6 protein-coding genes are annotated in these 6,229 nt (G+C 59.0%); all 6 read right to left on the bottom strand.

Translation table 11 applies throughout. The features are described 5' to 3' along the window. Positions 1-679 precede the first annotated feature (679 nt). Positions 680-1,633 carry an IS5 family transposase gene (locus C7H84_RS35940; RefSeq protein WP_121863202.1) on the bottom strand — a complete coding sequence of 318 codons (954 nt, stop codon included), beginning with the start codon at positions 1,631-1,633 and terminating at the stop codon, positions 680-682. 346 nt (positions 1,634-1,979) lie between these two features. After that, complete coding sequence (locus C7H84_RS35935; protein WP_121863201.1) at positions 1,980-2,411, bottom strand: secretion protein; 432 nt, start codon at positions 2,409-2,411, stop codon at positions 1,980-1,982. A gap of 11 nt (positions 2,412-2,422) precedes the next feature. After that, positions 2,423-3,001 (bottom strand): pathogenicity island effector protein, encoded by a 579-nt coding sequence (locus tag C7H84_RS35930; protein ID WP_121863200.1) that lies wholly within the window; start codon positions 2,999-3,001, stop codon positions 2,423-2,425. A 45-nt stretch (positions 3,002-3,046) separates the two neighbouring features. Next, a complete protein-coding gene (gene sctE / locus C7H84_RS35925; protein ID WP_240462214.1) occupies positions 3,047-4,420 on the bottom strand; it encodes a type III secretion system translocon subunit SctE in 1,374 nt (457 codons plus the stop codon). A 103-nt stretch (positions 4,421-4,523) separates the two neighbouring features. Further along, entirely contained in the window at positions 4,524-5,021 is a 498-nt protein-coding gene (locus C7H84_RS35920; RefSeq protein ID WP_121863198.1) for a SycD/LcrH family type III secretion system chaperone, read from the bottom strand. Positions 5,022-5,386: 365 nt separating this feature from the next. Further along, on the bottom strand, positions 5,387-6,229 hold an 843-nt coding region (locus C7H84_RS35915; protein WP_162999526.1), incomplete at its 5' end, for an RNA-guided endonuclease TnpB family protein.

The raw sequence follows: 6,229 nt of genomic DNA, 5'->3' as shown, positions 1-6,229 counted from the left end.
ATAGTCGAGCGCACGCAAGCGATCAACGTCCGGATCGGCATTGCGTCGCGGGTCCGTCTGGGTGGACCGGCTCACCGTACCTGAACGCGTCGCTTGCGAAATTTGTGGAAGAGGCATAAGGCTCACGCTCATCGAAGGAAATAGATTCCGTCAATATTGCGTGACCCACATCATCCGACTATCAATTCGCGCCCATTGATCGATCGCAAGTCCGGCTCGGACAACGCTGCACAAATACCAAGCGGCATCCCCCCGACCGGAACCTATTACATCGCGTCGGCACACGGGTTGCTCCGCCTTCCGACGCAGCGGGCGGGCCGGCTGGTCAAGCAAGCTGTACCCACTACTATCGCAGCGTCAAGCAAGCCCACCGACAATAGCTTCATCGAGACATTCAACGGCTAGAAGCTTGCGCCGCGACTACAATGAGATGCGACCTCACATGGCGCTAACGCCGAGTGAATTCGCCCGACGATACAGCCTTCGGCCGAAAGGTCATGAAAACGCCGCGAAACCCGCTCTAGGGACGCTCTTCGCAACCATGTTTCCCGAAGCGATTCATTTATTTCAGCGCCGGCCACGTGATTTGCGGCAGGTCAGGGCTACGTTCAAGCAGACGCGCAGCGTCAATCGAGGCGGGCGAGTCCCGCCAGATGCCGGATTGCCAGCCCTTGCCGCGTCAATTCGCGAGTTGACGGCGCGTCAGGTACAGGTTGCCCAGCGCGAATAGCGTGACGATCTGGGCCGTATTCTTCGCCAGGCCTCGATATCGCGTCTTCACATAACCGAATTGCCGCTTGATGATCCGGAACGGATGCTCCACGCGCGCTCTCACCTTCGCAATCACGCGATTGATCTCGCGTTCGATGCGCCAACGGGGCTCGCCTGGTTGCTTGCGGCGCGCGATTCCCGCCGATATGCCACGCTCGGCACAACGTCGTCGAATGTCCGGAAAGTCGTAGCCGCGATCACCCCACACGGCTGTCTCCTCGCCGTGCAGCAATTCATCGAAACAGCGCTTGTCGTTGACCTTCGCCGTCGTCGTCACGACGCTATGCACGATGCCCGATTCCGCATCCACGCCGATGTATGCCTTCATACCGAAGGACCACTGATTTCCCTTCTTCGTCTGGCTCATCTCGGGATCGCGTTTGCCCTTCGCATTCTTCGTCGAGCTCGGCACGTGAATCAGCGTTGCATCCACAATCGTGCCTTCGCGCAATAGTAGTCCGCGCTCACCAAGCATCGCGTTGACTTCAGCCAACATCGCCGCCGCCAGCTCGTGCTGCTCCAGCAAATGCCGAAAGCGCAGCATCGCGGTATCCGACGGCATGGCGTCTTCGTTCAGCTCCAAACCCGCGAAGCGCCGCATCGATTCGCTGTCGTACAACGCATCTTCCATTGCCGGATCGCTCAATGCGAACCACTGCTGCATGAAATAAATCCGCAGCATCGTCGCCAACGGCATCACCGGCCGACCGCCCTTCGGCCCCGCCTTCGGATACACCGGTTCGATCAGCGCAATCAGGCGTTGCCACGGAACCACCGTTCCCATCTCCATCAGGAACTTCTCACGACGGGTTACGCGCTTCTTCGTTTCGTAGCTCAGGCTGGCGAAGGTCTTCTGCTTCATCTCGGGGCTTGTCTCAAGGCTGACATCGCCATTCTATGGCGTCACAAGGTTGTGAAGAGAGTCCCTAGATCTGGTCCGGGAACCCCAAGCGGATCAGAAAGACCGAACACCAACGCTCGGAACAGTTCAAGAAATCCACGCGGCTCAAAGGCACGGCCCACTATGCGATGGCGTACCAGCACCGCCCCGCACATACTGTTAGCTCATTTAGTGCTGCCGACCTCCCGGCTTTCTCGCACGCATCAAAGACGCATGCACATGAAACACAATCGCAAAAAGGAATGGCAGATTGGCGACCAACGTACCGCGTGCGACACTAACGGAGAAAACCTATCGCAATCACCTACTACGGCTCAACCTCCGCTCCGCGCTTGCCGACAGGATAGACAAGCCACGGATCCCCGTCGATCTCACGCCAGTACGCCCCCTGCGCTTCGAGCACCATCGCGAGCCGCTGCCGCAACCGGTTCAGTTGCGCATTCGATACCGTCTCAAAGAAGGTTCCGCGCACCTCGCGCAGCGCAATACCCGCGCGCTCCATCCGGTGCACAAGATGAATAAACGTTGCGACGGCGTCACTCGGGCCACTCCCGCCACTGCAGGCCGCGAGGTCGCAGACAACCAAACTATCGTCGACAAGTCGGTAGACGAGATCGAGATCGTTAACTCGCAGGCGCCACCCAATCCGGAAATGGCTTTCTCCGAAGTACGCGGGCTCCGGATGCATTCCCTGCGCTTGGAGATAGCGGGTTGCAACGTCGAGGTTTTCGGTCAGCATCACGTCTCCCGTCAATACCGCACCGCCGCTGCGATCTGGCCTTGTAGCGTGACGAGCTCACGTAGCGCGTCGCGCATTTGCCGCGACGCGTCAAGCGCCCGACTGACCGTCGACTCAAGCTCCTTCTGCACACGCTCGCTGGACTGGCCCTCGAAATCGCCCTGCAGTTGCGTCTGCTGGGCACCGCGCACGAGTGACGCATTCGCGATGCCCGCAATCCCCTGTCCCGCCTTCGATAGTCCATCAGCCGCCATCCCGACAAGCTGGCGTCCCGACGCAGCACCGAGCGCGCCCACTGCCCCTCCGACGAGCTGACCGACTGCCGTCGCCATCGCAGCGTCGAAGTTCTGTGCGATCGCAGACCTTTTGGTTTCAATCGTGCAGATCTGCCGATCGAAGGCGATCCGCTGCATCGTCTCATTGAACGTCCGCTCCAAGTCATACATATCGCTGAAGATCTTTTTCAGCTTTGCCTTCAACTGCTCGATCATCGCAATCGGCCCGTCGTCTCCGGTGATCAGGTCAACAGTCTCGAAACCTAGCGTATCGGCTCGGACCGGCGCGCAGCTTGCTTGCGTTACAGTACTCATGACTCGTTCTCCTAGAATTTCAAACGGCGTCGTTACACCATGCATTCAAACCATCGACGCAGCAACGTGCAACTGAACCGCGCCGCTCTCCTTGAGGGCCTGACTGCCGTCCTCCACTGCCTGCGCGGCCTTCTCGATAAGCTCCTTCGCGCCTTTCTGTTGCGCCTCCTTCTGTTGCTTGTAAAACTCGAAGCACATCTGCAGCCATTGCTGGTCGAGGATGAGCCGGTCGATTTCCTTCTGCAGCTTCGCTCGCTCGATGGCGAGCACACCGGACGACATTTGGTTCACGGCTGGGGCCATCGCGCGCGCCGTGGTCAAGAGTGGCGACACCGACGCCTTCAACGCGATCACCATCGCATCGCGCGCTAGTTTTTTCACAATCGCCTTCAGCTCGCGCGCGGTCAGCTCGACTCCCCGGTTGATAGCGTCTTTTCCGGCCTTCTCCACAGCCTTGGTTACCATCTTCTCTATCGCCTCACGCGAAAAGCTCTCAAGCATCCGGTTTACGCCGAGATGCTCGATCATCTTTTGAACTGCATCTTTACTCACCTTTTTCGATGCTTTGAGCGCGACCCTGCCAAGTTCGCGACAGATCTGTGCAGATACCTGCTCCGCAACTTCCCTGCCAGCTGCCTGCGCAACCCTTTCAACAGCCAGCGTGCTGCCCGCCTTGACCGCCTGCTGGAGCGCCTTGCCAGCACCTTTTTCCAGCACGACCATCGTAGCCCGCGGAATTGCCTTTGTGAGCAACATATTGCGCGCCGCGCTCGTGACATCGATAACCGCACCCACGATCTCAAACGTTAGCTGCACCTTGGCCGCGACATCCGCGATCTGTCGATACGTGTCCGCATTCTTCTCGTCGATCAGCGCAAGCGTGTTCATCGTCGCCTTGACAACACCGGCGGCACCCGCCATCACATCGGTCGCGCCGCCGGCAACCATCGTCACATTGCCGGAAAACACGCCACCGATGATCTTCGCGACGCCAATCAACACCTCGACAGCCGCGATAATCCAATCAAATATGACACCGAGTATGCCGGCCTTCTTTGCCTTCTGCTGCTGTTCTATCGCCTTATCAATCTGCTCGCGGCAATCCTTTATTTCCTGCCGCCGCACCTCTTCCTGCTTCGCGCACATGATCTCGAGCGCCTTGCTCTTGAGTTCCGCGGTGTTCCCGAGCACCGTGGCCGACAATAGTGTCGTCGCGAGTAGCATCGTTTCCATCGAAACGTCCTCGAAGCAGCGCTCCTCGAGAGACAGCCCCGATCCGTTTGTGCCTAGGGTGTGATCGAACTTGTGCAGGACGCGCCCGAGCGCACTCGCCGCCTCCTGCATCGACACGCGCGCGTGCATGGCGGACAATGCGTGTCCGTCTTGCTCAAGCTGGCGTCGGGCGACGCCGACGATCATCGCCGCGCCTGGCGGCAAGATCCTCGGGGCACGAGTGCGCCCGGAACAATCCATATGCCGATCGGTAGTTGGGGCAGCGAATCCGCCGTGCGCGCCATGCATATTAATTGCAGCTGTCATTCCATTCCTCTCGCTTACATTGTGCGAGCTGTCGCGATGCATTGGCCCTCAGGTCCAAATATTCGCGTCGTTCTCCACACCAGTCGACCGCTGCGCGAAACGCCTTCGCAGCGTATTCGATATTGCCGAGGAGTCGATAGCTTACGCCCGCATGGTATGACGCCCGCGGATCGTCGACACGTACCGTCGCGGCGCGACTAAAGCAAAATATGGCTTCGTCATGCTTAGCGAGCCGCTGATGGCAAAGCCCGAGCACGAACCAGTAATCGAAATTCCAGTGGTCGACCCGCACAAGCATCAGCAAGAAGTTTTCCGCTGCCCGCAGCTCTCCTGCGTCAAGGAGCTGCGTGGCGTAGGCGTACAGCGTATCGAGATCGCGGCGCTCGACGTCAACGAGCATGCGGAGGGATCCGCCCGCCGAAAAGAAACGTTTCAGCACGGCGTGATCTTCGTCAGATACTGTTTGATCGACTTCGGCCATTGTCTGGTGTCCTGTGAGCAAAACGCACCGCGCAAAGCGTCAGCGGACGCCTGCTTGATAAGCTTCGTCGAATTATCGAGCGTGAGCCGCCACTGTTTGATCAGTTGCATCGCCGCAGTGCAGCCCGCATAGCCTTTCCAGCTTCGGCTAGTGCCGTTTATCGTGCAACGGTTATCGACTTTGAATGCGCCATAGCGAACTTTCCGCCCATATTCTTCATTAAATTGCCGACCACGCGGGCATTAACGGGGATATCGCCGACTTCGTGTACGCGACAAAAGCGTACATTTAGCTGGCTGCTGTAAGACAACCAGCGGGCGCGACCTCGGCTTTGCTCGCTATGCTTATTTGACGTCCTCCTCTCCCTAAAGGGAGAGGATTCCCACACCTGGCGATGCACGTCCGCATCGGAGAATGTTCAGCGCAGCGTTGGTATCTCGATCATGTTCGACACCACACCCACTGCAGGTCCATTCTCTTATTCTCAGTCCCGCGATACCTTTCGGCCGCGTCGTGCTGTCTTTCGATCCGCACGACGAACAGGACTGGGTCGAACCGCTTTCGTCAACTTCCTCGAACGTGGCCCCGTGCGCGATCGCTTTGTAGCGGAGCTTGTTTCGGAAGGACGACCAGGATGCGTCGTAGACGCTCTTCGCCATCCTGGTTCTGGCGAGCTTCGCGGCCGACACGTTGCCGACCGCGATGTAATCGAAGCGCCGCACCAGATCGAGCGCGAGCTTATGCTGGAAATCGGCGCGAGCATTTGCGATCTTGGCATGCAGCTTCGCGATATGCCGCTTGTGCTTGCGCGCACGCTGCGCCTTCGCCAATCTTTCAGTCGCGCGCCGGCCGAACCGGTCATTCGGCAGTTTTTCTCCGGTCGAAAGTGTGGCGAAGTCTGTCAGGCCGAGATCGATGCCGACGCCGGAACGGATTGGGCGGGCCTGCACATCGGGCATCTCGATCACGATGTTGAGGAACCAGTTGCCGCGTGCATCCTGCGCAAAGCTGGTGCCGTCCTTGATCTTGCCTTCGGGAAGCGGTCGGCTGTTGAATACGCGAAAGGTATTGCCGGCAAAGCGAAACGCATCGCCTTCGCGCTTCAGGTCTCGGCCCTTCAGCGGCACCCAGCCGAGCGACTTCCTGCCGCGATAACGCAGGTACGGGCGACGATGCTGGCTGCGCGACTTCGCGTATTGCTCGCACGT

The sequence above is a fragment of the Burkholderia sp. Nafp2/4-1b genome (assembly GCF_003635165.1).
In the GTDB taxonomy this organism is placed as follows: Bacteria; Pseudomonadota; Gammaproteobacteria; order Burkholderiales; family Burkholderiaceae; genus Burkholderia.
Note: the sequence above shows the minus strand (reverse complement) of the source record. Positions and strands in the feature narration are given on the sequence as shown.